Raw genomic sequence first — 26,359 nt, forward strand, 5'->3', positions numbered from 1 at the left:
GGGGGAATTCAGGAGGTGTAGGGCTCCAGCCCGGCCGGTACGGCGGTGCGCTCCCATTCGGCCTCGTATCCGATGCCGGGCGCGGTTCCCGCATGGACGAGCCCGTTGGCGTCGACCGTCTCTTCCCTGGTCACGGGGTTGGCGGGGACGAACGACTCGTAGTAGGTGGTGTTGGGGATGGCCATGCACAGGTGGGTGTGCACGATGCCGCCGCCGTGGACCTCGGCGCGCATCCGGTAGGCGTCGGCCAGGTGGGCGATCCGCATCGCCCCGGTGACGCCGCCGCGCAGGCCCGCGCTGGTGCGCACCGCGGTGGCGGAGCCGTTGGCGATGAAGTCGGCGGTGTTCATGTGGGCGCCGTCGCTGGTCTCGGCGACGATCAGCGGTACGTCCACCTTCTCGGCCAGGCGCTGGTAAGCGGTCGCGCTGAACTCGCGCATCGGCTCCTCGTACCAGAGGTATCCGGCCTCGGACAGGACTCTGCCCAGCTTGATCGCGTCGAGCAGGTCGAACCCGGCGGACCCGTCGTACATCAGCGGCACCGAGCCGCCGACGTGCTCGCGCAGTGCCGCGCACAGGGCGATGTCGCGGTCGACGTTCCCCCAGGCGTGCAGCTTGATGGCCGGGTAACCCAGTTCCAGGCACTGGTCGGCGACGTCGAGGTACTCGCTGACGGTGGCGAAGGTCGAGGTGGAGGCGTACGCGGGGATGGCGGTGCGGTACCCGCCGAGCAGTTGGTGCACCGGCAGCCCGGCGGCCTTCCCCGCGATGTCCCACAGCGCCACGTCGACCAGGCCATGGATGTAGAGCGGCATCTCCTCGATGCGGTCCAGCTCCCAGACGCGGTGCCACAACCACTCACGCTGCAGCGGGTCGGCGCCGAGCAGTTCGGAGCGCAGCCGCCGGTCGGCGATGTCGGCCAGGATGGCGCCGCGTTGGCTGTAGGCGTAGCCGGTGTGCCCGTCGTCGGTGGACAGCACGAGCCAGCCGCCGGTGTGCGCGGGCTCGGACCCCGGCAGGCCGTCGCGCCAGCGGAAGGCGGGTGTGACGGCGGGCTGCGCGCACAGGACGACGTCGACAGCGGTGATCTTCACATTCACTCCGTTGCGGTTCAGTTCTTGACGGCGCCGTCGAGCAGTCCGCGCACGAGGTGGCGCTGGGCGAACAGGAAGACGAGCGCCACGGGCACCACGGTGAGCACGCCCGTGATCGCGGCTTCTGGTCGGTGGATGGGGAGATCGCTGCCGCCCAGTGCCGGGTTGAGCGCCGGTGAGCCGGAGATCAGCACGCCGAGCCCGACCGGCAGGTTGAAGGTCTCGTCGTCGCCGAGCATCACGAACGGGAGGAAGTAGTTGTTCCAGTTGCCGATGAAGGCGAAGAAGGTCAGCAGCGCGATCAGCGGCTTGCCCAGCGGCAGGGCGACCCTGGCGAACAGGGCGGCCTCCGAGCAGCCGTCGATCCTGGCGGCCTCCAGCACCTCGCGCGGCAGCAGGGTGGAGAAGTAGATGAAGGCGAGGTAGACCCCGAACGGGTAGAGGCTGGCGGGCAGGATCACCGACCAGGCGGTGCCGGTGAGCTGGACCGCGTTCACCTCGAGGAAGAGCGGGAGCACGAGCGCGGCGGGTGGCACGATCATCGCCAGCAGCGTGGCGATGAGGATGACCCGCCGACCGGCGATCCTCGTCGCCGCCAGCGCGTACCCGGCCAGCAGGGACGTGGTCACCGACAGCAGCACCGCGCCGCCGGTGTAGAGCGCCGAGTTGACGATCCACTGATAGATGACGCCGTCGTTGAAGGTGGTCAGGTTCCGCCAGGCGGTCAGGTAGCCGTCGAGCGAGCCGAAGGACAGCGGATGCCCGCCGGTGATCTGGGCGTCGGACTTGGTCGGCGCCAGCACCAGCCACACCAGCGGCAGTGCGCAGGCCAGGGCCACCAGGCCGAGCACGACGGACACGGACGTCCGCCACACCCACGGCCCGCCGAGCCGCTCGGTCATCGGTCGACCTCCGTCTCGAAGAACTTGGCCTTGAACACCAGGAAGCAGGCGGCCACGGTGCAGACGGCCAGGAGCATCAGGCACAGCGCGGCGGCCGCGGCGAAGTCGCCGTTGTCGAAGGCGAACAGCAGGCCGAGCTGGTTCAGCGACCACGACTTGGAGCCGGTGAAGGCCACGCCGTACAGCAGTTGCGGCTCGATGAAGATCTGCAGTCCGGCGGTGAAGGCCAGGATGACCATGTAGACCACGTACTTGGAGATGAGCGGCAGCTTGATCCGCAGGGCCGTCTGCCACCAGGTGCAGCCGTCCACCTTGGCGGCCTCCAGCACCTCGCGCGGCACTCCCTGCAGGGCGCCGTACATGATGACCACCCACTGACCGAAGCCGGTGGCGAAGGCCATCAACGCGAAGATCACCACCAGGTACGACGGTTTCAGCACGTCGTTGCCGGTCCGCAGGCCCAGGCCGTGCAGCAGCGGGGCGAAGGGGCTGAGCGCGGGCTGGAGCATGACGTACCAGAGGAGCACGCCGGCCGAGCCGGTGACCGCACCCGGCAGCATGTAGACCAGGCGCAGCGCCGTGCCGTACAGGGGACGCTGGTCCTGGACGAACAGCGCCAGCAGCAGCACGCCGATCACCATGACCGGCAGGTACAGCGCCATGAACAGCGACACGTTGCCCAGCGCGGGCAGGAAGCGGAAGTCGGCGATCGCGTTGCCGTAGGCCCGCGGGTCGCTCAGGGACTCGTAGAGGGCGTACATCACGGGGCCGATCCCGAAGACCGCGAGCAGCACCAGGTACGGGGTCACGCACAGCCAGCCGAACAACTTACCCGACGTCATAGCCCTGTGCCTTCGCCAAATTCACCAGCTCGGCCTGCAACGCGTCCAGGCCGGCCCGGACACTGCCGCCGGAGCGGATCACGGGGACCACCGTCTGGGTGAACGCGCCCTCGACGTCGTAGCGGGTGGGCTGCTGCACCGGGTTGACCTTGGCCGCCTGCTCCCGCATCACCGGGAACGGGTCGGACGCGTAGAACGGGTCACCGGCCAGCCGCTTGGCCCACGCGTCGGCCGAGGGGCCGTAGGCGGGGTAGGTCGGCGCGCCCTTCTGGTAGCCGGCGTCAGTGGTCATCCACTGGATGATCTCGGCGGCCCCCTTCATGTTCTTGGAGTGGCGCGAGACCAGGTAGACGCCGCCACCCGCGCTGCCGGACCAGTTGGTCGTCTCGCCGTCCCAGGACGGGTACGGCGCCGCGGCGATCTGCCCGTTGGGGGTGGCGAACAGGTCCTTGGGCTTGAACAGGTAGTCGCCGAGCCAGGAGGCCCCGGGCAGCATGAGGACTTTGCCCTCCTTGCCCAACTTGGCCATCTCCGGGTCGAAGAGCCCCGCCTTGGTGACCGAGCCGTTCTTGACCAGCGGGTCGAGCACGTCCGCGACCCGGGTGCACTTGGGGTCCTTCAGGTCGATGTGCACCTTGTCCGGCCCGGTCACCTGCTGGATCGGGCAGCCGCTGGACCAGAAGTAGTCGTAATAGGTGAAGAAGCTGCCCGCGCTGCCGATGACGTAGCCGGGGTGCTCCTTGGCCACCCGCTCGCCCAGCGCCCGGTAGTCGTTCCAGGTCTTGGGGAGCTGGTAGCCGAAGCGCTCCATGAGCGGCTTGTTGTACCACAGCACGGTCTGGGCCAGGTCGTTGCGCAGGCAGTACAGCTTGCCCCCCACCTCGCAGGGCGCGTTGGCCGTGCCGAAGCCCTTCCGGATCTGCTCCTGCACCAGTGAGTCGAGGGGCTGGGCATAGTCGAGCTTCCCGGCGAACTCGGAGACCATGTTGGGCTGCCCGGCGAAGATGACGTCCGGCCAGCCCTTGCCGGTGCGGTTGAACAGCTGGATCTTCGTCAGCAGGCTCTGCCCGTCGTAGGTCTCGACCTTCATCTTCAGGTTCGGGTGCGTCCTCTTGAACTGCTCGAATCCGGCCAGCCGGGTGGGGTCACTCCACACCAGCAATGTCGCGTCACGATCCTCGGTGATGGCACCGCTGACGGCTGCGGGCGTGTTGGACGAACAGGCGGCGAGCAGGGCGCCTGCGAGGCACGCCGTTAGGGGGATGCGAATTCTGATCACAGCTGCCTCGACAAAATCGTGTACAATGTCTGAAGTCAGATGTTGCATGCATGTTACGGCGACGTCAACCCCCATTTGTCGCTATGTTGTGAACGTCAGGAGGCTTGGATGACCGACTCACCCGCGCCGGCACCGGCGCTCCCCCGGCGGCAAGTGCTGGCCGACGACGTGTACGACGTGTTGCGAGAAATGCTGCTCAGTGGCCACATCCCACATGGCAGCCGGGTCAAGATCGACGCCCTGGCGGCCCAGCTGAAGATCTCCAACACGCCGATCCGCCAGGCCCTGGGCCGCCTGGAGGCCGACGGCCTGGTCAGCAAGCACCCCTACCGCGGCTTCGTCGCCGCCGACCTGCCCGACCACAAGACGATCTCCGACCTGTACGAGTGCAGGCTGCTGCTCGAACCTCCCACGGCCGCCCGTGCCGCCCGGGAGTTCCGCGCGGAGGACCGGGCGTTCCTGCGCCGGCAGGTCGACGTTCCCGGCGGGGACCTCACCATGCTGGCCAAGGCCGACGAACTACTGCACGGCAAACTCGCCGAGATGTCCGGGAACCTGGTCGTGGCCGAGACGCTGGAGCGGCTGTTCGTCCGTTCGCGCGCTTTCCGGATCTTCTACGCCCGGGAAGGCGCCGCCGAGCTCACCCGGGACGAGCACGAAGCCATCGTACGAGCAGTCGTGGCGGGCGACAGCCCGGCTGCGGCGGCCGCGATGACCGCCCATCTGCGATCGGCGGGAGAGCGGATGCTCGCGTCACTGCCGTGAGATCCAGAGGTCCGCGGCCGCCGATGCCAGGGGCTCTGGTGGCCGACGGCGGCGAGGTCACCCACGTCAAGGCCCATCTGGTCATCCCGGTCGACGCATCCGGCGCGGGCGACACGTTCGACGGGGCCGCCCTCCGAGCTCCCACCAATGATGAGTCCGACGTGATCCCGCTGCCGCTGGGTCGGATCGAGCGTCGTCACGTTCTCGGCGGGCTGATCAACGAGTACCAGCGCGCTGGCTAACCAACGAGGTGCCGTCACGAATGCGCAGGTCAACGCCTTGGTCCTGATTTTGACACCCTTCAGGCCCGTTCGACCTCCTCGACCGGTACGTCGGCCTCGCCATCGCCGAGGGCGGATTCACCCGCCTCCAGGACATCGCAGTGTTCCTGGGCGTCTCCGAGCACATGGTCGACCGGGTGCTGCGCTTCCTGGGCGGCATCGGCCGCCTGGAGGGCAGCGCCGACGCCCTCTCCCTCACCGAGCGCGGCCTGCGGTCGGTCCGCGACGACCGCCGCTACACCGAGAAGCAGGAGCGGCTGCGCCTGTACTTCGACGGCGTGCGATGCGGACCACTGGGTACCGCCCACGGCTATGAGTCCGCGGGTATCGCGGTGTCGACCAGCGCTTGAGCAACGGTGCGGGCGGTGGTTTCGGCGCTCGGGTCGTGATCCAGCCAGGCGCTGATGCCCGCGCCGTCGTACAGCAGGACGAGTTGGCGGGCCAATCCCTTGGGGTCGTTGGCCCCGGCCTGTTGGGCGAGATCGTGGAAGAGCGAGTGCAGCCAGGTGCGGTAGTCGGCGGACGCCTCCTCGACGGCCCCGCCGGGTGGCATGTTGGCGCCGGCTGTGACGAAGGCGGACCCGCGAAAGCCCGGCGCGGTGAAGGACAGGCCCTGCACCTCGAAGACCCCGGTAAGACGCTCCCGTGGCGTGCGGTAGCGCCGTTCGAGCTCGCGGCTCATGTGCTCCCGCGTAGCGGCGTGGCGGGCCCGCAGGTAGGCGCGCACCAGTTCTTCCTTGCCGCCGAAGGTGTTGTAGAGGGTGGCCTTGGCCACGCCAGCATGCTGGATGACGCGGTCGATGCCGACTGCCTGGATGCCCTCGGCGTAGAAGAGCTCGTCGGCGGCGGCCAGAAGCCGTGCACGTGCAGCGGCGCTGCGCTCCTGGGGCGAGGAATGTTCGGCAAGCATATGTGTCCTCCCACGGTCAGGCATCGTGCCAGACCAGCATCGGGCGGATGGTTGCTCAATTCCCAGGCCGGTTCGTGTCCACAAAGTGCCCATTTTGCCCGGCACAGCGGTTCAGGAGTGCGTCTCGGCTGGGCGAGGCAGGGGCTACTGCGTTGCCAGCCACAGGGCGTGGCTGTCGTAGACGGTCTCGAATCGCTGCGCCATCCCATCCCTCAGGTGCCAGACATGGACGAACCTGGCCGCTCCCACCTTCCCGCTCGCTCGGTGCACCCCCCGGTACTCACCCACGACGAAGAGCTTGGCGCCGGCCGGAGTGAGCTCGAAGGGGGTGACTTCGAAGTCGGCCCAGTCCGCGGCGATCGGTGCGAGGACCATGCTGACGATCTTGTGCCTGCCGTAGTAGGTGCCGCCGGTCCCGGCGCCGGCGATCACCGTCCACTTGACGTTGGGCGCCAGGCACTCCTCGAACGCCTCCATGTTGCCGGTGGCCAGCGCCGAGTAGATCTCGGCGATGGTTCTGCGGTTGGTCGACTCGGTCGGGGTGAGGGCCTTCGCCTCGGTCTCCATCACGTTTGGCTCCTTCGTCGTCTGGGCCTAGCTGACCGCAAAGGACTGCTCATTTCCCAGGCCGTCCGGCCACCAACTCCTGTCCACGCAGGCGCGGACAGTGCGCAATGCCCCAGGAACGCTCATGCCGACGTTGTCGCGGCGGCCCGCCCTGGCGGCGTTGTCATCGGCCGGATGGTCATTCGATGTCCGGTCGCCAGATCCAGCTCCGCCTGCGCGGAACGATCTGGAGAACGGCGCCGATCATCGCCTGCTCGGGCGACGGCGATTGCCCACGATAGGCACGGTGATGGGCGGCAACCACGCGGCCCTGGGGAGGAATGCCTCCAGGCGCTTGCGGCCGGTGCCCACCTACTTCCTGCGAAACGAGCGCCCCGCGCACGTACCGACCTGGTGACCTGCTGCACGGTCAGACACGTGGCTCCGTCCTCCCAGGAGTGGATCGCGAGCCGGATACCCGGTGCGGAGCTTCAGCCGCGCCGAGAGCGGCGCGCCAACGTACCGGGCCAGGTCACCGCCAAGGCGCAGGTGTTCGATGCCCCGGCGAAACTCAAGGTGAGCGGGTTCGAGGCGGCGCTGAAAGGGACGACTACGCGCTGCACCGGTCCGGCACCACGACGAGACTCCGGCCCGGGGTCGCCGACGATGGCGACGAACTGTTGACGCCCCGCCCGGGATCCCGGCCGGGGACGGACTGCGGAGAGTGGCTAGGGAACCGCGTCTGCTCAGGATTCCCGATCCCCTTCTCCGCGGTGATCAGATCTGGGGAGGCGTTCCGCGGATAGGCACGGTGTCCGGCCCGCGGTCCGACACCGCGCGCTGCCCTGCCGATACCCGTTCTGGACCATGGGGTCCAGGCGTTCATCGAGGTCATCGGCCCTTGCCCGTAGCGCAGGCGGACCAGGACGGCGAGGCCTGACCGGAGGTGGCGGCTTCGCCGGAGCAGGACGCGGACATCGAGCAGGAGTGGTTCTCCCTGTCGGGCGGCCCCACCGGACGGGTACGGGCATGTATCTTGCGGTACTACACCACCTCGGCGCACGGGCCGAGATCATGGTCCCGCGATTGCGTGCCGGGCTCGACCAGCTGGTCGGCCTGCCCCGGCGCCGTTATAAGCATCCTCTGCCTGAGTGCTCGTCCTGGCACCCGGCGGTTACACATCCAGGGCGACTATGGCGGCCCCGAAGGCGTACAGACCTTGTGATGCCGGCACTCAACCGCCGATCCGACACCCACGGCCTGGACCGCCGGCGAGCCCCGGTCAGACAGGCTCCGCTGCAGGTCCTTTGACAGTTAGTGGACAGCGATCGGATTGGTACGTGAGTAGTCTCGCCGACCAGTCTGATGGCTCACACACAGACGTACCCCCGAAGAACTCAGGGAGCCATCAATGTTCAGACCCATTGCCAAGGCGGCGGGTTGCGCCATGGCCGCCGTCCTCATGGCCGGAATCACCGCTGCGGTGACCGCGACCCCGGCACTCGCGGACGGCACCGCCTGTAAGAGCGGAACGCTGGAGTCCGTGCGCTCGGACGCCATCAACGGCATCAGTTGGAGTGCCAAGGTGCGGGTAAAGGTCTGCATCCACACCAACAACAGCAGTAGAAAGGCCCTTGTTTCCAGTTGGGTCACTTGGGTGGACACGAGCCCCAGCTGCAGCATCAAGCTGCAATATCACGGGCCGAATGGCTGGAGCGACGATGGCGACCCGGTGCTCTGGTCCGGCAACCGCTACAAGTATCCGGCGCCGATGGGCGGCGTGAAGGGCAACTACATTGGCCGTGTCAAACTGTGGTGCCAGGGCGAGCGAGCTTATCTGGACTCCCCCAGCCGGCACCTGACCTGGGCGTGACAGCCGGTGATCCCAGTAGCGATCTCTTGATCGAGGCCAGGGTCCGGTAGGCCTGGCGGGTGCCCCCATGCCTGAGCCCAGACCGAGCTCGCGCCACCTACATGCCGGACGCCGCCCGAGCGGTGGACAGGTAGCCGCCGGACTTATTCCAGAGCCCGCCCAGGAGCTCGCCACCGTCACCGGCCAGCAGCACTTCGGCGGCGCGGCGTTCGCACTGTCCAACCTGGGCTCCCACACCAAGCTGACGATCCGCGTCGGCTTCCTGGCAGTGGCCGTCAACCGGGTGGCGGCGGCCGCTCGACACGGCGCTGTTCCGCGTGTGCAAGGTCGCCGATGGGCCGGACGCCACCTCCCGAGCGGATTGCTTCGCTGACGAGGGCGACGCCAAGGTCAGGCCCCGCCTGGTACGCATTGAGCCGTCGCGGTCATCGGCTGCGAGGGCCGCCGGTCCCGTGTGGGTACGCCGACGCTCAAGGGCGACGAGTGTCCGACTATGGGACCGGCAGGGGGCGCGAATCAGTTCTCCTGGCCGGCGAACATGACCTGTTCCTCGGTCTGGCCGTTGGTGGCCGTCAGACGGCCTTGGCGATGCAGATGCGCACGCTCAGGCGCTGGCCCGCCTCGTAGAACGTGTACTCGACGCCGTCCTGGGTGCCGAACGATGGCGCGGCCACGCGGCCGTTGTCCGAGGCGATCGGCGAGTGGAAGACGCCGAGGTGGACCTCCTTGTCGAAAGCGTTGCCTACCTCGGTATCCGCATCCTGCCGTCGCTGCCGTGGTAGGCGACGTACGTGGTGCCGTTGCGCTTGACGAGGCTCGGCCCGGAGATGTCGGTGACGCCGTCGGGCTCGTGGTTGACCAGCGGGGTGGGGCTGAACTGCCAGTTGTCCCAGCCGTTTGGAGACCAGCCGTAGAAGATGCGGCGGCCGTTCTTCACCCCCATGAACACCATGACGTACGTGTTGTCGCGGCCCGGCAGCGAGTGCTCGAAAACGCGTGCATAGGACGTCTCGGACGTGCCGGGCACCAGTCGGGTGCTGAGGATCGGTGTCTCGTCGCTGAGCTTGTCTGCCACCCCGCGGATGGTGGGAAAGATGAACTCTCCCGTGACATGGACCTTCGATCTCCTTCGCTTCGCTGAGCGGCGTGGGCCGAGAGCGGGCGGACGACTGGCCGGAAATGCACCTCTGCCGCTCTGCTCCCGGCACGCACGCACTCTGGACGGGCACGCGTCCCGCCCGATCAGGGCAGCCACCGTGGGCGAGAAGGAGTCATGTCATCGGGTGATCGCGCCGAGCAGTTCCGCCCGCCCCAGGGCGGGCGCCGACTCGTCCGCCCCCAGGGACATCGCCCGGCCCACGACGCCCGGGCGCGCCAGTGCCTCATCGGGCGAGACCAGCATGGAACCGATGTCTCCCATCGCCGTCAGCACCTCCGGGTCGGCCAGCTTCGCGGCCTCCAGCGCTTTGGCTGTGGTCCAGCCCGCACTGCCGTAGAAGCGCCCGCCGCGTATCCGGGTGTAGATCTCCGCCAGCCGGTTGCGCTCCCAAAAGCGCAGCGTGTCATAGAACGGGCCGAGGGCCGCCTGCGCCGCCTCCTCGTACCGGAGGATGAGGTTCTCCGGGTCGGCCTGCGCCCGTAGCGCGTCGCGTAGCAGCTCGGCCTGTACCAATGCCATCGACGTGCCCTGGCAGAACGTCGGATTGGTGGTCGCCCACGCGTCTCCGACGCTGACCAGTCCCGTCACTGAAGGGCGGCCCTCGCTGATCAGGTGGCGCCGCCGAGTGGCCGGGCCGGCCGTGGTCAGCACGCCGGTGATGGGCTCGCCATACGTGGTCCACTCGCGCAGCTCGGGGAACAAGGCCGCGGCCCGGTTCCAGATGTCCTCCTCATAGAGCGACCGCATGACCCAGTCCCTCCTGGAGACCACCAGTGTCAGCGACCACATGTCGTTGTCGCCGGGCAGGGCAAGTGTGGAGACGCTGTCGTGGTGGTCGAGCAGCCAGGCCGGCTGGGCAGGCAGGGAGCCATCGGCGCTGCGGAAGAAGCGCGAATAGTAGTTGAATCCCGCGTCCGTCCGTACCGCGGACCGCTGAACGCGGCGAAGGTCGCCCAGCATGCCGCTCACCGGAGAATCGCATCCGCTCGCGTCCACCACAAGCCCGGCCTCCAGCGTCTCGCCGTCTTCTGTCGTCACCGCGCGAACGCGGGGGAGGCAGGACTTACGCGAATGCCCGGTCAGCAGCGCGCGGACGGCGGCGCCGCGCCGGATCTCGATGTTCGGCTCGTGCGCCGCAACGACGGTCAGCGCGGCCTCCAGCAGCGGCCGTCGCGCCGCCATGGCCTCGTACCGGCGACCGGGCTCGGCGCGCGCGCCGGCAAGCAGGTTGCAGCGTCGGCCGCCACTGTTCTCGATCGCGGCGACCACCTCGGGCAACAGCCGTTCCAGGACGGCCAGTCCGCGAGGCAGGAGCAGATGTGGCTGACGGAACCGCGACATGCCCTGACCATCACGAGCAGTCGGCTCGGCCGGATCACGGTCGAGCACTGTCACTCGGTACCCGTCAGCGGAGAGAAGGAGAGCCGTGGCCAGCCCCGCGGGCCCCGCTCCCAATACCACTACGTCAGCCGTCATTGGTGCATGGTCAGCCGGACCGGCGCTCACCTCCCAGGCCAAGTTGTTGACCAATATCTACCCATTCACAGGATGCGAGCCGGGCCGGCGCGGATTATTCAACCGCCAGGTTCAGCGACCTTCATACCGGTAGGGACATCGGCCCTGCAGTGACAGCCCGATGCCGTCCAATGAACGGTTCCTGCATTAACCGAATGGGCCCCCAGCGCCATTGCGGTAGACCTTGAGAATTTCCCGCTTTATGGCGCATTCGAATGCGCCGGAATACGCATTGATTCAGCAGAACCGGCAGCCGACCAGCGGCTAGAGTCAGCGTCATGTCACCGGGAATTGACAACAAGTCCGAGCTTCTGGGCGGGCGTTTGCAGGCGGCGCGTGAGCAGGCGTTCGTGGGCAGGGACGAGGAACTCGCGGTCTTCAGCACGGCTCTGTACGGCGGCCGGTGCAGCGTCATGTACGTGCATGGCCCCGGCGGCATCGGGAAATCGGCGCTGCTACGGCGGTTCGCGCGGCAGGCGGCGGCCGCCGGGCGGTCGGTGGCGAGGGTGGACGGACGAACTCTGGAACCCTCGCCCGAGGCGTTCGAGGCCGAGGCGGAGCCGATACTGCGAGACGAGCAGGCGGTGCTCCTGGTGGACACCTTCGAGCGGATTCAGGGGCTGGAGGGCTGGCTGAGGGAGCGCTTCCTGCCTCGGCTGCGCGTGGGGGCGTTGATGGTGATCGCGGGCCGGTTCCCACCGGACCTGCAGTGGCAGGCCGATCAGGGGTGGTCGGGGGCGCTGGAGGTGATGTCGCTGCGCGACCTGCCGCCGGGGGACGCCAAGGCGCTGGTGAACAGCTGCGGAGTGGCCGACGAACTGCGCGAGCCCCTGCTGGCCTTCGCCGGCGGGAATCCGCTGGCCTTGCTGCTGGGGGCGGCGGTGGCGGTGAAGGACGGCGGAGCGAGCCGACGCTGGACGCCCAACCAGGACGTGGTGGCGACCCTGTTGGACCAGTTGGTGGGTGAGGTGCCGTCGGTGGCGCACCGGCACGCATTGGAGATCTGCGCGCACGCTTACATGACGACGGAGGAGCTGCTCCGCGCGGTCCTGCCGGAGGATCCGGGGACGCTGTTCGGCTGGCTGCGGCGGCTCCCGTTCGTGGAGTCGAGCAGCCTCGGGCTGTACCCGCACGACGTGGTGCGGGAGGTGCTGGAGGCGGACCTGCGGTGGCGTGATCCGCAGGGCTATGCGGCCATGCACGGCCGCATCCACGCGCATCTGACGGAGAAGGTGCGTACGGCGGCCGGTCCCGGCGTGCTGAGCACGGTAGCGGCACTGTTCTACCTGCATCGCGGCAACGAGGCGATGGTCGACCCGCACAGCTGGTACGACGAGGGCGAGGTCCAGGAGGACGTCATGCGGGCCGAGGATGTCGGCACGCTGCGGCGGCTGGCGAACACGGCCGAGGGTGAGTCGTCCGCGGCGAATGCCGACTTCTGGATGCGGCGGCAACCGGAGGCGTTTCGAATATACCGGCGGACCGAGACGGGAGAACCGGTGGCTTTCTACGCGTGGCTGCGTTTGCCGGAGCCCGATGAAGCCGAACTCGCGGCCGATCCGATCGTGGCAGCGGCGTGGGCGCACGCGCGCGCTTCCGCGCCGCTGCGCGATGGCGAGTATCTTGCCGTCGGCCGGTCGTGGATCCTGCCCTCCTACCGCGGTAATTCACCGGTCATGGATTTGCTCCAGTGGCGGGTGATCGGCAATTGTCTGCGGTCGGAGCGGATGGCATGGTCGTATCTCGCGATACGACGGCCCAGCCCGGGCCGGGTGGATTGTTTTCGGTACCACGACATGCATGACCTCCCCGGCGGGCCACAGCTGCAGAATGAGACGTACACCTTGTTCGTTCACGACTGGCGGGCGGTGCCGCCGCAGACCTGGCTGGAGCACCTGAACCCATCCAGGGCGCCGGACCCGCATGAGAAGACCGGGGTCACGGCGGGGCGGCTGGTGGTGCTGTCGCAGGAGGAGTTCGCCGAGGCGATCCGCAAAGTGCTGCGCCACCTGTCGCGGGTGGACGTACTGGCGGAGTCCCCTCTGGCGCGCAGCAGGCTGGTCGCGGAGCATGCCGAGCAGGACTCGGCCAAGGCGCTACGCGAACTGGTGGAGCAGGCGATCGAGGCATTACGGGAGAACCCGCGCTCGGTCAAGTTCCATCGGGCCATCGCGGCCACCTACCTGCACGGGGTGCCGACCCAGGAACTGGCCGCCCAACGGCTCGGCTTGCCCTTCACCACCTACCGCCGTCACCTCGTCTCGGGCATCGAACGCGTCTGCGCCCACCTGTGGCACTGCGAGGTGTACGGCACGGGCACCTCGCATTCACCGGCGCGATGACGGCCGGTGTACGCCGGCCAGAAGTGCGCGAGCGGCTCGGAAACCCGATGATCGTGGCTGCCTGAAGGATGTCAATACTCCGTTCACGGTCGTGAGCTGCGGGTTTGTCTCGGCTTCCTGGCCTAAGTCTAAGCAATGGCCTGGGTCAGGCATGCTCGAGGCTCGTGACGCTCCGTTTCTTCTATATGATCTTCTGCCGCATCGTGGGTTGGCTGACGCTGCTGCCCCGTAGCGACGCGTCCAAGAACTTGGAGATCCTCGTCCTGCGGCACGAGGTCACCGTGCTGCGCCGTCAGGTTCGCCGTCCAAGGCTGTCATGGGCGGATCGAGCGGTGCTGTCCGCGCTGGCCAGAGGACTGCCGGCGGTGCTGCGTGCTCACCGACTGGTGACGCCAGGGACGCTGCTGCGCTGGCACCGGCGCCTGGTCGCGCGTCACTGGACCTACCCGCACCGGAGGATGGGACGGCCTGCGACCGATTCGGCGGTCGTGGCGTTGATCCAGAGGCTGGCGCGGGAGAATCCTCGCTGGGGTTACGAGCGTATCCGTGGCGAACTGCGGCATCTGGGCCATCAGGTGAGCGGTGCGACGATCCGTCGGGTCCTGAAACGGGGGCGCTTGGGTCCGGCGCCGCGACGGGCCGATGACCGCTGGCGTGTTTTCGTCCGCGCCCACGCCGCGAGCACGCTGGCGTGTGATTTCTTCACGGTGGACACCGTCACGCTGCGCCGGTTGTACGTCTTCTTCGTGGTGGAGGTCGGCACCCGGTTCGTGCACGTGCTTGGCGTGACCGCGCACCCTGATGGCGCTTGGGTTGCCCAGCAAGCCCGTAATCTTCTCGCCGATCTGACGGACCGGGCCAGGACGTTCCGGTTCCTGATTCGGGATCGGGACACGAAGTTCACCAGCAGCTTCGATGAGGTCTTCGCAGGCGACGGCATTCAAGTGCTGAAGATCCCGCCGCGGTCGCCTCGCGCGAACGCGTTTGCCGAGCGATGGGTCCGCACCGCCCGCACGGAATGCACCGACCGACTGCTGATCTTCGGCGAACGGCACCTTCGCACCGTGCTGGACGAATACGCCGATCACTACAATCGCCACCGGCCGCACCGCTCCCTCGCCCTCCGAGCTCCCACCAATGATGACTCCGACGTGATCCTGCTCCCGCTGGACCGGATCGAGCGTCGTCACGTTCTCGGCGGGCTGATCAACGAGTACCAGCGCGCTGGCTGACCAACGGATGCAGTCATGAAGAGGCGGGTCAGGGCCTTGGGCCGAGTTTTGACACCCTTCAGGCGACCGGCGACGACGCGCTCGCCAACCGTACGCCGGGCCTCGACAGTATTGCCGGCCTGGTCGAACAGGCCCGCGTCTCCGGCCAGCCCGTCGAACTGACCGAGCACGGCGAGCGCCTGCCTCAGCCCGTCGACGTCAAGCTGGCCGCGTATCGGGTGGTTCAGGAAGCCCTCACGAACGCCATCAAGCACGCGACCGGCCGACCCACCAGGGTCACGGTCCACCACCGCGCCGGCCACATCGACATCGAGGTGACCACCGACGGGTCCGCTCTGGTGGAAGGTCCCGCCGTGCCGTCCGGGGGACGAGGGCTGGACGGGCTGCGCCGGCGCATCCAGATGCTGAACGGTGAGCTGTCCGCCGGCGCCCGGCCCGGGGGCGGGTTCAGCGACCGGGCTCTCATCCCCTTCAGGAGCACCGCATGACCAGTACGCCGATCCGGGTGCTCATCTGCGAGGACCATGAGCTGGTGCGCACCGGCTACACCACGATCTTCTCCGCCCAGCCCGACATGGAGGTCGTCGGCGATGCCGCGGACGGCCGCGCGGCGCTCGAGGCCGCCCGGCGGCTGCTGCCGGACGTCGTGATGGACATCCGGATGCCCGTCCTGGACGGCATCGAGGTCACCAGGCGACTGGCCGGGCCAGGCGTCGCCGCTCCGGTGAAGGTACTGGTGGTGACCACGTTCAACGTGGACGAGTACGCCTACGAAGCACTCAGGGCAGGCGCCAGCGGCTTCCTGCTCAAGGACGCGCGGCCGAAGGAACTGGTGGACGGCGTGCGCACCGTCGCGCGCGGCGACTCCCTGCTCGCGCCCGCCGTCACCCGGGCCCTCATCGGCCACTTCGCCGAGCGCCTGCGCCCCAGCGACTCCGCCCGGCCGGCCCTGCAGGAGGTCGTGCGGGCGCTGACCCAGCGGGAGCTGGAAGTACTCGAACAGCTCGCCGAGGGCCTGTCCAACGCGGAGATCGCCACGCGACTGTCCATCAGCACCGAGACCGTCAAGACGTACGTGTCGCGGATCCTGACGAAACTCGACCTGCGCGACCGAGTACAGGCGGTCGTGCTCGCCTACCGGGTGGGATTGGTGTCCGCCGATCAGGGGTGACGCGGCGGTCAGGGGGAGAACTCGGCGCGGTGCGGCCGAGGCCGGATCCGGCCGGCTCGGGCGGCCCGCCGCAGCAGGAGGATCGTGGGCACCATGCAGACCAGCAGCGCGAAAAGGCTGGCCTCAGGGCCGAAGACGCCGCCGGTCAGCGCGGTCGGGCCGGACAGCGCGACGTTCAGCAGGCCCTCGGGCGGCACGGCCGATCCGGAGACCGTGACACCGAAGATCCCGGCTTGCGCGAAGTTCCAGGCGAAGTGCAGGCCGATGGGCAGCCACAGCGAGCGGGTGGCGACGTAGGCGGCGGCCAGCATGGCTCCGCCCGTCAAGGCGATCGCGAACGCGCCCCAGAGGGTGGCGTTGGCGTTGACCAGGTGCATCGCACCGAACAGCAGCATGGATACGACCAGGGCGATCACCGTGCCGGTACGTTCCTCCATGATGCGGAACACCACCCCGCGAAACAGCAGTTCTTCGGTCACGGCGACGCTCGCCATCAGGCCCGCGGTGCCGAGGAAGCCGCCGAAGGAACCCCAGGACAGCTCCTGCCAGCCACCGAACACCGCGATCAGCGCCATCAACCCGGCGAACAGGCCCGACCCGAGCAACATCCCGCGCCGCAGCTGGGACCATCGCCGCGTCTTCCCGAGTTCGGGGACGTCCGGACGCAGCTCGACGACCCGGCACAACCAGCGGTAGCAGGTGACAGCGATGATGGCCAGGCCGACCCCCACCGGCAGGGCGAGGATCGGTACGGGCGAGACGAGTTGGTTGATCCCGGTCATCACCGTCATCACGCCGAACAACGCGACCAGCAGGACGGGGAACCGGAACCTGCGCAACCGGCCACGGCCCGTGGCCGAACCGGTGTGCGAAGGGGTGGTTCTCGGATGCTCGGTGGACGCCACGCTCGCGATCCTTTGGATCAGATGTTCGCGGTGTCTTCCGCGGCTTAAGTGAGGCTAGGGATCGGAGCCGGGCATGCCATCCCCCTGGAACGGACACAGCGGTAGCTCTCACGAGGGATCAGGAACCGCCCCGGCTTCCGTCCCCGCCCCTCGCCGACCCTTCGCACCGGCACCGACCGGATGAAGGCCGCCGACGCCGGCCAAGCCCGCGACATAGGGCATGTGAGCCAAGCTCACCCCTGCGCACCATCTACGCAAGCGACGTACCCGTCGAGAGAGTCTCGGCGGCCCGCGTGATGCGCACCAGACCGCGGTACTTGTCGTGGTCGTAGCCGCGGTCGGCGAGCACAACGTCGGGGCGCTGTCGGGGCCAGGTGTTGTCCGATCTGAGGACGATGATCGCTGATGGCGGGACAGCGATCCGGCACATCCGTATCCTGCGGGATCAAAGGGAGTTATTCGGTTCAGTGGCCTCGGCACGCTACCAGCTGATCGCCACCGACACCCCGGCCGCGGCCCTGCCGCTGCAGCAAGGCGAGGCGCGTCACTGCCTCCACGCCCGGCTGGAGGACTTCATCCGGTACGGCAAGAACATCGGACTGGCCGGCCTGCCGTCCTGGTCGCCGGCCATCAACCAGGCCTGGACCCATCGCCGCCGCGATCGGCTGCGACCTGCTGTCCTGGTTTCGTCTCCTCTGCTGCGCTGCCAGACCGAGCGGGCGATCGCCACACCCTGCACTACACGCTGTTGCACACCAGCGCCCGCCTGGTCCGCGGCCAGCGACGACACACCATCGAGATCCCCCGGGCCTGGCCCTGGGCCCACCAGCCGCAACACGCCATCGCATCCGTCCTCGCGCTGCTCGCCCCCTCCTGAGCACCAGCCCCGCCACTGACACCCCGATCGGCAAGACCCCCGCCGGTCCGTGGACCCGGCACCACCGGCGTGACCGCCGGCTCAGCACCTTGCCCACGAACCAACCGAAGATCCACAAATCACGCGGCCGTCACGCTGGGCGGAGCCACCCGCACCCGTGAGTCACCGAGGCTGGTGGAGCGTCATCGGGAAGCCCCGAACAGAGCACTTTCGAGTGCCTGACAATCGGATGCCTGAAGGATGTCCCTGACCCTCACCCGAATTCCCAGCTCGGCTTCAATCGCAGCCATGAGCCGCATTGCAGCCAGCGATTCTCCGCCCGCCCGAATGAAACTGACGTCCAGAGGGGCTTCCGGGCCAAGCATCCGTTTCCACAACGTGGGCAGAACGCCCCGATCTTGCACCCCGATGCGGTTGTCCTCAGCGGGCAGCGCTGCGACACGTTGCGGGCTGATGGACTGCCCGCCAGGGTCGGACCCGTTTTCGGTCGGTCCGCTCTCCACGGAGAGATGGGAAGCGACCATCGAGCGGACTCTTCCGTAATCCACCTTCCCGTGCGCGTTGACGGGAAGGCGCTCGACGACGACAACCGCGTCGGGCAACATGTACTCGGGAAGAACAAGCGCCAGGGCCTCACGCATTTGACTTCGAGCAGAAAGTGCTCCAATCCACTCCTGGTTCGTCGCGATCGCCAGAGCGAGACGCATAACTCCAGTAGCGTCCCGGACGCCGACAGCGGCTACTGCCACAACGCCGGGGACTGCTCCCGCTGCGCGCTCGACCTCTTCGGGAGAGATACGGAAACCACGTATTTTCAGCTGGTTGTCGACTCTACCGAGAAAATCGATGCGCCCGTTCTGCTTGATTCGCACGAGATCGCCGGTCGGATAGACCGGGGCCTCCAGGCCGTCGACCCGGAGCAGGCCACGAAGCTCGTCGCGGCAGGGGAAACCTGAGATCCCCAGAACGCCGGGCCGACCGAAGGGAACGGTGGCGCCGTCCTTGTCAAGGACGCATAGGACAGCACCTACGATTGGAGCCCCCAGTTGGGGCAGATCGCGCTCGACCTCACTCTCCCGCACTTCATGGAAGGTGACGGAGATGCCGCACTCGGCAGGGCCGTACACGCTCAGCAGGCGGACAGAGCCCTGATGCCTGCGGACGAATTTGGAGGCTCGGGCCGCGTCGTAAGCCTCCCCGCCGATCACCACCGCCCTGACACAGGCCGGCAGCCTCTCATCAAGCTGCTCCAGATGATCGGCGAGTACAGTCCACAATGCTGTTGGAAGGTCCATCACTGTGGCCTGCTGTGATTCGACCTGTCGTAGAATCCCCGGGATTCCATCAGACGGGTCAAGAATGAGATGTGTCCCGCCGGTCGCGAGAATGGGGAACGACTCTTCGAAGAATGCATCGAACAGCGGAGAATTCGATCCTGCAACCACATCGCCGGAGGTCAACTCCAGCTCGTTGATGAATGCATCGATATACGCCGACAGGTACGGACGGCCGACTGACACCCGTTTCGGCACACCAGTCGTCCCGCTGGTGTGCACGACATAGGCATCGTCGGGTTGCAGCGCAAGGTCATGCACGCTGCGTAGGCGGCTCAGCTTTCCGTCTGATGACCAGTGGAAATGCGCAGACTCCAGTATCGATGATAACCGTGACGTCGGAGCGAGCGGGTCGACCGGCATAAAGACGATGCCCTGCGTGAGGCAAGCAGCCAGTCGGCTGGCATAGACAGCATCACGCCCGACGTCGACGGCCACTACCTCCCCGTTCACGCATCCAGCACGTTCCAGCTCACGCATCGCGGAATTCAGCAGGACGGCGAAGTCCTCCTGCGTCGCGTAAGGCGCCATTGCGATGACAGTGGGGGCTGAAGACCCACGAGGTTCAAATCTCAGCTGACGGTACTGAGGGGGTGGACCGACCAGGACAGCAGGAGCGGGAGAAGGCCACCGCCAATCCTGCCCTACCGTACCTTCCTTGATCTCATGTGCTAGCCGAGAGAGGCCTTGGGTGAACATGTCCGCCATCGCCTGCACCGTCTCGACATGGTACAAGGCGGAGTCGAACTCCCATACCAGGCGGACAGATCCATCGGGAGCCAGAGGGTCGGCGCCTGCCTGCTTGGGTAGCACGAGCACGTCGAGGGGGGCCTTGGCCGTACCGTTCTGTCGGTATTCGAGGAGCGCCGTTCCGTGACTCGGGATGTGCATGTCCGGAAGTTGAGCGTTGTGCGCACTTAACATGCACCGATAGAGCGCAGCCCGCCGGCTTCCCTCTGCTTTGCGGACTTCTTCCAGGATCACGTCGTACGGGATCAGCTCGCAGTCCAGAGCGTCGCGCAATGCGGCTCCGACCTGGAGCAGAAAGACAGGGAATTCGGTGGACCACTTGCTGCGTACCGCCACCGTGTTGACGAACATTCCCAGAGTGGATTCGAAGCCCGACGGGCGGGCGCCGACCGCCGATCCGATGACCAGGTCATCTTCACCGGTCATTTCGTGCAGTGCGGACAGAAAGGCTGCCATCAACAGTTCGAAGCCGGTGGCACCTTGCTGCGTGGCCCACGCCTGCAGATCACCCCACTCTCGGCCTTCTATGATGGTGACGACAGAGTCGGCTAGAGCTGGAGCGATTTCTGCGGACGATGCCTCGAAATCGAACGATGGAGCCACCGGCAGCTGCGGAACGCCAGACAGCTGGTTCACATAATTGGCCAGTTGAGATGATCCCGTAAGGGCTTTGACCCGTGCAGCCTCCTCTGCAACGTAGTCACCGTACTGGGGCCCCGCGACCTTCTCGGAGCTCAGGTCAGATCCAGACAGAGCACGCAGGAAGTCATTCAACAGAATGGTCAGTGACCATCCGTCGTGGATGAGGTGATGCTCGACCTGGCTAAGCAGCTGCTCATCGTCGGACACCTGGAAAAGGCGCCAGGAAGCGAGTCTTCCCTGCTCCAGATCCCAGTCAATCCGGCCATGCTCGCGTATCAACCTGTCGAGTTCCGCAGCTTGCGCATCAGCCACGCGATCGGTGCGGCGAAGGTCTACGACCTCGAGTGTCGGAACCCATGGATCGCCGATGACGACTCGCCAGCCCTCGGCGCCAGGGCGGTAATTTGACAGGAGGATGGGATGAGCCGCCACCACGGCAGCGAGAGCACCTGAGATCTCTTCCACCGTGAGTGAACCAGGCAAGTGGATGACCACCTGATTCTGGTACGCGGGTACGGAAGGGGTCGTCTCGATCTCGTACATGGCGCGTGCTTGCGCCCGGGAGACGGAGTAATCACGGTGTGAGGCGGCGGGAAGTGTTGACCCGCCGGTCAACCGCATCCCGCTTGAGATCATGTCCGCCAGTTCGGCGATGCTGCTCGACCCCAGAATCTCGCTGATCCGGACGACGGTGCCAAGCTCCAGCTCAATCCTGCTCCTCAGACGGGCCGCCGCGAGGGAATGACCACCGACGTGGAGGAACGCGTCGTCGATACCCACACTCTGGTCACCGACTATGTCGCGAACCATGTCGAGAACTCGGGTCCGTGCCACGTCGGCAGCTGGAACAGAGGCATGACCTCGGTCCGCAGGGGGCAGCGTCCTCGGCTGACGGTTCGCGGAACGACCGGTGATCCGCTGGGCCAGAGCTTCCCGATCCACCTTTCCCGTGGGTCCGACAGGCAGTGAGAGAAGCATGAGAATGTGATCGGGGAGCATATAGGGAGGCAATGACGCTGCCATCTCCCTACGCAGCGCACCGGTCGTCAGTGCCTTGCCCGATGCGTGCACCACGGCGATGGCGAGTTCCTTGCCATCGGCCCCCTCGACCGTCAGAACAGCGGAGTCCGCTACCGCTTCTATTCTGTTCAGCGTTGCCTGGACGTCGCCCAGCTCGATGCGGTAGCCGCGAATCTTGACCTGGTCGTCCAGGCGCCCAAGGAACTGCATCGTACCGTTGGCGATCCAGCGTGCGCGATCACCCGTGAAATACATGCGAGATTTCGGGTCCGATACGAACGGATCGGCCACGAACCGTGCGTCGGTCAGCTCGCTGTCTCCGGCATAACCCATGGCCACCGGCACGCCGGCAATGTACAGGTCACCCGGCTGCCCAATGACGCAAGGGGTACGATCGCTGTTCAGAACGTAGTACCGGGCGTTCTGAATAGGTCTCCCGTACGGGATGCTCGGCCAGTCGGCATCCACTTCGCCGACATCGAAATAGTTCGACCAGACGGTCGCCTCGGTCGCTCCCCCCAGCGCGACGACATGAGCAGCGGGGAACCGCCTGCGGATGTCATCCGGGAGAGAAAGCGGCACCCAGTCCCCGCTGAGGAAGACCAAGCGCAGACCAGGGCTCTGAGGCGGTTGACGGCCCGAGGCAACGGCCATCACCTGACTGAGTGCAGCAGGAGCCGAATCCCAGAAGGTGATCTTCTCCCGATCGAGGATTTCCAGAACGCGATCTGGATCCGCCATTTCGGTCTGACTGATGACGCGGATCGTGCCGCCTGCAGCGAGAATCCCAAAGATGTCGTACACAGACAGGTCGAAGGTGAAGGCCGTAACCAGCAACAGCCGGTCCTCTGGGCAGACGGAGTAGGTTTTGTTGACCCACTCAATGAGGTTCACGACGCTTCGGTGGCATACTTGCACCCCTTTAGGGCGGCCGGTCGACCCCGACGTGAAGATCACGTAGGCCGGATCACTTGAGGATGTCTGGCCAAGTGTCCGAATATCACGGAATCTCTCAATCGATGCCCATGTCAAAACCCTGGGCTTCGGGTCATGGGCCGGGGCATGAGAGGGCGAGGCCGCCCGGCGGATCACTACGTCATATCGTCCGGCGAGTGAGCCGTGCCAGTGCTCTCCGTTCCTCGCCACGATCTCCACGTCGACCGGAGTTGCCGTCTCCGAGGTGAGCGCCTGGAACCAGGAACGCGGCAGCCGCAGGTGACCTTCTCCGGTCTTGCTTTCCGTGTCGATCACGTCGGCAATGATGACGGCTCCGCCTTCATTGACCAGACCGATGGCGTCGAGGATGGCTTTCCGGGCATAATCAGGGCCGGGATAGAACTGCGTGACGCTGGACATGAGGACCGCGTCGAACCGTCGTTCATCGGCAATTTCCAGGATGTCGTGCGCAAACCCTGTGTAGAAGTGTGTGACGGCCGATGATTCTGACATCGCGCTTCGACAGCGATCTATTGCGACCGGCGACGGGTCCACCCCGACATATTCAGCTACCAGTCCGCCGAGCTCAGCCGCGACCAGCCCGGATCCGCATCCGATCTCCAAGAGAGAGTGCGGATTACTGACCGAAGCCACCAGGCCGCGCACATGATCGAGGTAGACGGCGACGTCTCCGCTCTCGAACCCCTCTTCGCTCTGGCCCTGATTGAACCCGGCTGCGCGCAGAGGATCATCATCCGCGGCGATCTCGTCCCAGAGAAGACGCGTGCTGGACTCCTCCAGGTAGTCGACAGGATGCTGGGTGGCGTCCAGGCACATCAGGCGCGTGTCCTCGCCGGCGATCCATGCCGACTCCTCCGCCAGGCGCGCATGCCGCCGGCTGGTCATGATCCAGTTGATTCGGAGTTGTGATATCGGTTCCGCCACGCGTGATGCGGGCCACCGAGGGTCGAGAGGCACGTAGGCCGCACCAGAACACGTGACGCCCAGAATCGCAACGATGGCCGTGACCGAATGCTCGACGAGGACGCCGACGTAGTGACCGGGGCCAAGCCCTTCCTCGATGAGCGCATTGCTCAACTGCTGAGCTCGCGACCACAGCTGGCCGAAGGTCGTGCAAGAACCGTCGCTGGTCTCGATGGCGATGGCCTCAGGGTTCGCGTTGACGGCCTCTTCAATCAGATCAGGCAGGGTGGCCTGATCGTCGAAAGATGCAGTCGTGGCGTTCCAGTCCGCCGGGACAACGTCTCCGTCGCTCCACTGCCATTGCGAGGCGGGATTTTCGTCCCTGAGTCCAGTCACCTGTAAACCTCTCTCAACTATATGGAACTAATTAATCCAGATAGGAGTAACGTGCGTCAGCCGTCGGAGGCTCCGGTGGCGACCGCCGACCGTGGCACTCTTGCCCACACCCTCCGTCGCGCGAGCGAGATCACTGGGCACGTGTCAGCTAGACGGCATTGGTCTTCTCGGGTGCTGCCAGGGGCCCGCGATCAGCTGCCGAAATGGGCTCCCTCGCAGAACAGAGGCGGGCGGGGTCATCGCGACTCGAAGCGCTCGTCCCACGTGTGCACGCTCGACCCACCGTCGCGACTTCAACTCGCCCAGGAAACACCGAAAGGCTCTTCGGGGTCGCGGGCTCGAAGATATCGCGTAGGCGGACATCCACCTCCATGACGTATTCGACCTTCATCCTTGGACCTCCTCAGAGGGGCGGCGCCGGGCGATCATCGACTGCTGCCGGAAGATCAGAATCTGAGGTTCTGAATCTGAATTCGCCAGCCTGACGGGCGGCGGCAATTGATCGAATGCTAAGTCATGGCGAATACTCCCGGTCCTAATGGATGACAGGAAACCCCGGCTTCAGACGGGTACGTCCTGGGCCACTCGGTTGGCGAGATTGCCGCTGCCCACGTCGCCGGAGGGCCGGCCGAGCGGGCGCGGATCTATCTCGAAACCTTCCATCACGGGATCGCGGTCGGGCTGTCGCTGCATCCCCAATCCTGGGCGGAAACAGTCCCCGCCCCGTAACCTGCTGGAACGCCTGCGGGACCGGGCTGATGAGGTGCTGCGCTTCGCCGACCACCCCCGTTGGGTGCCGTTCACGAACAACACCGGAAAGCGCGCGCTACGCCTGGTCAAGAGGCAGGCGGAGATCTCCGGCTGCCATCGGTCCGAAGACGGTGCCGCGCACTGGCAGACCGTCCGTTCCTCCCTCGACAGCGCCCGCAAGCACGGGCTGAGCGCCTTCGAGGCGATCCACCGCACCTCTACCGGCAACCTCTGGATGCCGCCGGGCAACAGCCCACGTGCGGCGAGCATCTGGTGGATCTGCTCGGTCGGGGACGGTCGCGTCCGTAATGCCGCATTCGTGATGAGGTTGGGCGGCACAATGGTTGTCGCGTCGGTGTCCGCGTCGGTGTCCGCGGTGGTGTGGCAGGTCCAGCTGATGTGCAGCTTGTAGCCATTCCAGAAGTCATCGCCCTCCTTCGAGGAGCCCCGCCGCTGGACCACCTCCCGCCCCCTCACGGTCGGTGACGCGCACATCGTTCTGGATCAGCATGGCCGGCAGCGCCTCAACGGCGGGCAGATTCCGCAGCCATACCGGGAGAACGGCGCGGATTGAGATGGCGCTGCCGCCTGGAGACTACCTGACCGACCCGCCGGGCTCGCGGAGCGGGTCAAGGCTGTCGGGATCGACTCCCTGTGCTGGTCGGAGATGGTCCACGGGCCGCGGGTCGAGCCCGTCGTCGGCATGGCGTACATGCTTGCCGCCACCCGCAGGCTGAAGGTCCGGACGGGGTGGTGATCCTGAGGGCCGCCACCCAGGCTGCTCCTGCAGTAGGAAAGGTGACCTTCCACCGGCGAGTACTTCACGGTGAGAACGCCGGGGCTGGCCCACCGCCAGCCAGGCCGCTCGACCTCTGGGTCGGCGCGGGCCGCAAGATCGAACCCGACCACCACGGCACCAGTTCGCCACCCACCTCATGTCCTGACAGAAGTGAGCACACCCTCAACGAGCGTGACCAGCGGTTGCGTCCTACCGGTCCGAGCACGTAGCGCCGCTGCTGATCGACAGCGACACAACCCGAATCAAGATCGACGCAATCCGGTGGCCGTCCTAGTTGTCGCCGGCACGCCGGCGCTGTCATCCGCTACGAGCACAACAACCGCTGCATCCGGCGCGAAACGAACCACAAGCCCGCCGCCATCATCACCAGCAGATACAGCGCATGCCCCAACAACCCCCACGACACCAGCCCCAACGCCAGACCCCGCACCAGCTCCACGGCGTGATACAGCGGAAGAGCGGCCACCACCGCCTCCAGCGCCGGTGGATACCCGCCTACGGGCGCGAACGTGCCCGAGAACAGGAACAACGAGAACTGCCCCACGGTGATCAGGTCGAGATCCTGCCAGCCACGCATCAGCGTCGACACGGCCATCCCCACCGCCCCGAATGCCATCCCCACCAGCAACGTCGCCGGGAACGCCGCCAGCGCCCACCATGGATCGGCCAGCCCGAACACCACCATGACCACCAGGAACACCGCTGTGTAGAGCGCACTGCGCACCATGGCCCACGCCAGCTCGCCGAACGCCACCTCGATCGGCTGCACCGGCGTAGCCAGGATCGCGTCGAACGTCTTGGAGTACTTCATCTTGTAGAAGAAGTTGAACGCCGTCTCGGCCAGCGCACCGTTCATTGCGGAAGCCGCCAGCATCGCCGGCGCCACAAACACCGCATACGGCACCAGCGCGCCATTGTCCATCTGGATGTTCTTCACCAGCGCACCCACGCCGACACCGATCGACAGGAGATACAGCAATGGCTCGAAGAACCCTGACAACAACACCAGCCAATACGACGCGCCGCTCCGCAAAGCCCCCAGGTTACGGTTCATCACCGCACCCACCCGACTCACCGACACCCGTCGCGCCACCAGCAAAGTCACCATGACGCCT

Annotated in this window: 23 protein-coding genes; 9 read left to right on the top strand and 14 right to left on the bottom strand. The window is 66.6% G+C overall.

Annotation, left to right across the window (positions count from 1 at the left end; genetic code table 11):
• Nucleotides 1-8: 8 nt before the first annotated feature.
• Genes ACIBQ1_RS54795 through ACIBQ1_RS54810 form a run of 4 tightly spaced genes read right to left on the bottom strand, consistent with a single transcriptional unit; the run spans nucleotide 9 to nucleotide 4,117 of the window.
• Complete coding sequence (locus ACIBQ1_RS54795; RefSeq protein ID WP_397290766.1) at nucleotides 9-1,094, bottom strand: enolase C-terminal domain-like protein; 1,086 nt, start codon at nucleotides 1,092-1,094, stop codon at nucleotides 9-11.
• 17 nt (nucleotides 1,095-1,111) lie between these two features.
• Nucleotides 1,112-1,996: a carbohydrate ABC transporter permease gene (locus ACIBQ1_RS54800; RefSeq protein WP_397290768.1), complete on the bottom strand. Its 885-nt coding sequence runs from the start codon at nucleotides 1,994-1,996 to the stop codon at nucleotides 1,112-1,114.
• Nucleotides 1,993-2,838 (bottom strand): carbohydrate ABC transporter permease, encoded by an 846-nt coding sequence (locus ACIBQ1_RS54805; protein ID WP_397290770.1) that lies wholly within the window; start codon nucleotides 2,836-2,838, stop codon nucleotides 1,993-1,995. The genes ACIBQ1_RS54800 and ACIBQ1_RS54805 overlap by 4 nt, the downstream gene beginning before the upstream one ends.
• Nucleotides 2,825-4,117, bottom strand: a complete 1,293-nt coding sequence (locus ACIBQ1_RS54810) for an extracellular solute-binding protein (RefSeq protein WP_397290774.1) — start codon at nucleotides 4,115-4,117, stop codon at nucleotides 2,825-2,827. The genes ACIBQ1_RS54805 and ACIBQ1_RS54810 overlap by 14 nt, the downstream gene beginning before the upstream one ends.
• Nucleotides 4,118-4,225: 108 nt before the next feature.
• Between ACIBQ1_RS54810 and ACIBQ1_RS54815 the strand changes: the two genes are divergently transcribed.
• The 3 genes from ACIBQ1_RS54815 to ACIBQ1_RS54825 all read left to right on the top strand — a co-directional run bounded on the left by ACIBQ1_RS54815 (nucleotide 4,226) and on the right by ACIBQ1_RS54825 (nucleotide 5,513).
• Nucleotides 4,226-4,882, top strand: a complete 657-nt coding sequence (locus tag ACIBQ1_RS54815) for a GntR family transcriptional regulator (RefSeq protein ID WP_397290776.1) — start codon at nucleotides 4,226-4,228, stop codon at nucleotides 4,880-4,882.
• A 38-nt stretch (nucleotides 4,883-4,920) separates the two neighbouring features.
• Nucleotides 4,921-5,124 (top strand): hypothetical protein, encoded by a 204-nt coding sequence (locus ACIBQ1_RS54820; protein WP_397290777.1) that lies wholly within the window; start codon nucleotides 4,921-4,923, stop codon nucleotides 5,122-5,124.
• 140 nt (nucleotides 5,125-5,264) lie between these two features.
• Nucleotides 5,265-5,513: a hypothetical protein gene (locus ACIBQ1_RS54825; protein ID WP_397290779.1), complete on the top strand. Its 249-nt coding sequence runs from the start codon at nucleotides 5,265-5,267 to the stop codon at nucleotides 5,511-5,513.
• Here the strand turns inward: ACIBQ1_RS54825 and ACIBQ1_RS54830 are convergent.
• Both ACIBQ1_RS54830 and ACIBQ1_RS54835 read right to left on the bottom strand, forming a co-directional pair.
• Nucleotides 5,474-6,073, bottom strand: a complete 600-nt coding sequence (locus ACIBQ1_RS54830; RefSeq protein WP_397290781.1) for a TetR/AcrR family transcriptional regulator — start codon at nucleotides 6,071-6,073, stop codon at nucleotides 5,474-5,476. The genes ACIBQ1_RS54825 and ACIBQ1_RS54830 overlap by 40 nt on opposite strands.
• 144 nt (nucleotides 6,074-6,217) lie before the next feature.
• Nucleotides 6,218-6,640 carry a nuclear transport factor 2 family protein gene (locus ACIBQ1_RS54835; protein ID WP_397290854.1) on the bottom strand — a complete coding sequence of 141 codons (423 nt, stop codon included), beginning with the start codon at nucleotides 6,638-6,640 and terminating at the stop codon, nucleotides 6,218-6,220.
• A gap of 1,390 nt (nucleotides 6,641-8,030) precedes the next feature.
• On the opposite strand from ACIBQ1_RS54835, the gene ACIBQ1_RS54840 reads away from it, so the two are divergent.
• Nucleotides 8,031-8,492: a hypothetical protein gene (locus ACIBQ1_RS54840; RefSeq protein WP_397290783.1), complete on the top strand. Its 462-nt coding sequence runs from the start codon at nucleotides 8,031-8,033 to the stop codon at nucleotides 8,490-8,492.
• 97 nt (nucleotides 8,493-8,589) lie between these two features.
• Here the strand turns inward: ACIBQ1_RS54840 and ACIBQ1_RS54845 are convergent, their stop codons facing one another.
• From ACIBQ1_RS54845 to ACIBQ1_RS54855, 3 genes are all read right to left on the bottom strand, one after another.
• Nucleotides 8,590-8,727: a hypothetical protein gene (locus ACIBQ1_RS54845; protein WP_397290785.1), complete on the bottom strand. Its 138-nt coding sequence runs from the start codon at nucleotides 8,725-8,727 to the stop codon at nucleotides 8,590-8,592.
• A 507-nt stretch (nucleotides 8,728-9,234) separates the two neighbouring features.
• Nucleotides 9,235-9,567: a hypothetical protein gene (locus ACIBQ1_RS54850; protein ID WP_397290787.1), complete on the bottom strand. Its 333-nt coding sequence runs from the start codon at nucleotides 9,565-9,567 to the stop codon at nucleotides 9,235-9,237.
• A gap of 201 nt (nucleotides 9,568-9,768) precedes the next feature.
• Nucleotides 9,769-11,127: an FAD-dependent oxidoreductase gene (locus ACIBQ1_RS54855; RefSeq protein WP_397290789.1), complete on the bottom strand. Its 1,359-nt coding sequence runs from the start codon at nucleotides 11,125-11,127 to the stop codon at nucleotides 9,769-9,771.
• 317 nt (nucleotides 11,128-11,444) lie between these two features.
• Here ACIBQ1_RS54855 and ACIBQ1_RS54860 point away from each other — a divergent pair, with 317 nt between their 5' ends.
• The gene (locus tag ACIBQ1_RS54860; RefSeq protein WP_397290791.1) at nucleotides 11,445-13,508 is read left to right on the top strand and encodes an AAA family ATPase; all 2,064 of its coding nucleotides are present in this window, start codon (nucleotides 11,445-11,447) and stop codon (nucleotides 13,506-13,508) included.
• 164 nt (nucleotides 13,509-13,672) lie between these two features.
• The gene (locus ACIBQ1_RS54865) at nucleotides 13,673-14,740 is read left to right on the top strand and encodes an integrase core domain-containing protein (protein WP_397290793.1); all 1,068 of its coding nucleotides are present in this window, start codon (nucleotides 13,673-13,675) and stop codon (nucleotides 14,738-14,740) included.
• Here the strand turns inward: ACIBQ1_RS54865 and ACIBQ1_RS54870 are convergent.
• A complete protein-coding gene (locus ACIBQ1_RS54870; protein ID WP_397290855.1) occupies nucleotides 14,695-15,042 on the bottom strand; it encodes a hypothetical protein in 348 nt (115 codons plus the stop codon). The genes ACIBQ1_RS54865 and ACIBQ1_RS54870 overlap by 46 nt on opposite strands.
• Between ACIBQ1_RS54870 and ACIBQ1_RS54875 the strand changes: the two genes are divergently transcribed.
• Nucleotides 14,959-15,228, top strand: a complete 270-nt coding sequence (locus tag ACIBQ1_RS54875; protein WP_397290794.1) for an ATP-binding protein — start codon at nucleotides 14,959-14,961, stop codon at nucleotides 15,226-15,228. The two genes, ACIBQ1_RS54870 and ACIBQ1_RS54875, sit on opposite strands and share 84 nt — an antisense overlap.
• Nucleotides 15,225-15,911: a response regulator gene (locus tag ACIBQ1_RS54880; protein WP_397290796.1), complete on the top strand. Its 687-nt coding sequence runs from the start codon at nucleotides 15,225-15,227 to the stop codon at nucleotides 15,909-15,911. Before ACIBQ1_RS54875 ends, ACIBQ1_RS54880 begins: the two co-directional genes overlap by 4 nt.
• Nucleotides 15,912-15,919: 8 nt before the next feature.
• On the opposite strand, the gene ACIBQ1_RS54885 is transcribed toward ACIBQ1_RS54880, so the two are convergent.
• The 3 genes from ACIBQ1_RS54885 to ACIBQ1_RS54895 all read right to left on the bottom strand — a co-directional run bounded on the left by ACIBQ1_RS54885 (nucleotide 15,920) and on the right by ACIBQ1_RS54895 (nucleotide 24,388).
• Nucleotides 15,920-16,816 (bottom strand): lysostaphin resistance A-like protein, encoded by an 897-nt coding sequence (locus tag ACIBQ1_RS54885; protein ID WP_397290798.1) that lies wholly within the window; start codon nucleotides 16,814-16,816, stop codon nucleotides 15,920-15,922.
• Nucleotides 16,817-17,875: 1,059 nt separating this feature from the next.
• Nucleotides 17,876-23,695, bottom strand: coding sequence for an AMP-binding protein (locus ACIBQ1_RS54890; RefSeq protein WP_397290800.1), 5,820 nt, complete (start codon nucleotides 23,693-23,695; stop codon nucleotides 17,876-17,878).
• Nucleotides 23,696-24,256: 561 nt separating this feature from the next.
• Nucleotides 24,257-24,388 carry a hypothetical protein gene (locus ACIBQ1_RS54895; RefSeq protein WP_397290802.1) on the bottom strand — a complete coding sequence of 44 codons (132 nt, stop codon included), beginning with the start codon at nucleotides 24,386-24,388 and terminating at the stop codon, nucleotides 24,257-24,259.
• 70 nt (nucleotides 24,389-24,458) lie between these two features.
• Here ACIBQ1_RS54895 and ACIBQ1_RS54900 point away from each other — a divergent pair, with 70 nt between their 5' ends.
• Nucleotides 24,459-24,857: a hypothetical protein gene (locus ACIBQ1_RS54900; RefSeq protein WP_397290804.1), complete on the top strand. Its 399-nt coding sequence runs from the start codon at nucleotides 24,459-24,461 to the stop codon at nucleotides 24,855-24,857.
• Nucleotides 24,858-25,548: 691 nt separating this feature from the next.
• Here ACIBQ1_RS54900 and ACIBQ1_RS54905 read toward each other — a convergent pair.
• A complete protein-coding gene (locus tag ACIBQ1_RS54905) occupies nucleotides 25,549-26,352 on the bottom strand; it encodes an ABC transporter permease (RefSeq protein WP_397290806.1) in 804 nt (267 codons plus the stop codon).
• Between the last annotated feature and the right edge of the window lie 7 nt (nucleotides 26,353-26,359).

This window comes from Nonomuraea sp. NPDC050153, from assembly GCF_044460125.1.
Lineage (GTDB): Bacteria > Actinomycetota > Actinomycetes > Streptosporangiales > Streptosporangiaceae > Nonomuraea.